Raw genomic sequence first — 1,027 nt, forward strand, 5'->3', positions numbered from 1 at the left:
GGCCCGCATGCGGGGCAGCAAGTCCCATCTGCTGGGCAACGTGCTGGTCGAAATGGGGGTGCTCGATCGCCAGCGCCTGACCCAGGCCGTGGCGGAGCAGCTGAACATCCCCCTGGTGAACCTGCACGAGTTCACCATCCAGCCCGAGGTGCTGGCGCTGGTCGGCCGCGAATTTGCGCTGGAGCACCAGGTGCTGCCGCTGCTGGTGACGAATCGTTCACTGGTCATTGCCGTCGAAAGCCCGGTGGATGCCGACTATCTGGATGACCTGCGCTTCAAGACGCAACGCCAGGTCATCCCGGTGATCGCCAGTGCGGACGACCTCAAGGAGCGTATCGAGCGCGAATTCCCGCTGGATGCGGCGCACACGGATTTCCAGACCATTCCGGCGGAGATCGAGCAGCTCAGCAAGAACCTCGGGAGCGAGAGCGCAACGCCGGGCCAGGACGCCATGCATCACCTGGTGTCCGAGGAGGACACGCTGGTGGTTCGCACGATCAACCAGATGATCCTGGACGCGCAGAGGCAGGGTGCCTCCGACATCCATGTCGAGGCCTATCCCGGTGAGCAGGACACGCGCATCCGCTTCCGTGTCGACGGCTCGCTGGCCGACTACCTGCGGGTGCCGCATGTGATGCGCGCCGCCATGGTCTCGCGCCTGAAGATCATGGCCAACCTCGATATTTCCGAGCACCGCCTGCCGCAGGACGGCAAGATCGACTTCTCGCACTTCGCCGCCACCAAGCTCGAACTGCGCGTGGCCTGCCTGCCCACCGCCAACGGCCTGCAGGACGTGGTGCTGCGCCTGCTGGCCTCGTCCAAGCCGATCCCGCTGGAGCAGATGGGCATGGACGCCGACCTGATCCGCCAGCTCAAGGCCATGGTGCATCGCAGCTACGGCCTGTTCCTGGTGTGCGGCCCCACGGGCTCGGGCAAGACCACCACGCTGCATTCCCTGATGGCCGAGATCAACACGCCGGACAACAAGATCTGGACCGCCGAGGACCCGATCGAGATCACGCACCCC

General features: G+C 65.3%; 1 protein-coding gene. It reads left to right on the forward strand.

Features of this window, described 5'->3' with window-relative positions; all coding sequences use genetic code 11:
* The coding region (locus Q8M88_RS02020) for a GspE/PulE family protein (protein ID WP_305594566.1) at positions 1-1,027 on the forward strand (1,027 nt) is incomplete at both ends.

The organism is Phenylobacterium sp., assembly GCF_030693805.1.
GTDB lineage: Bacteria > Pseudomonadota > Alphaproteobacteria > Caulobacterales > Caulobacteraceae > Phenylobacterium.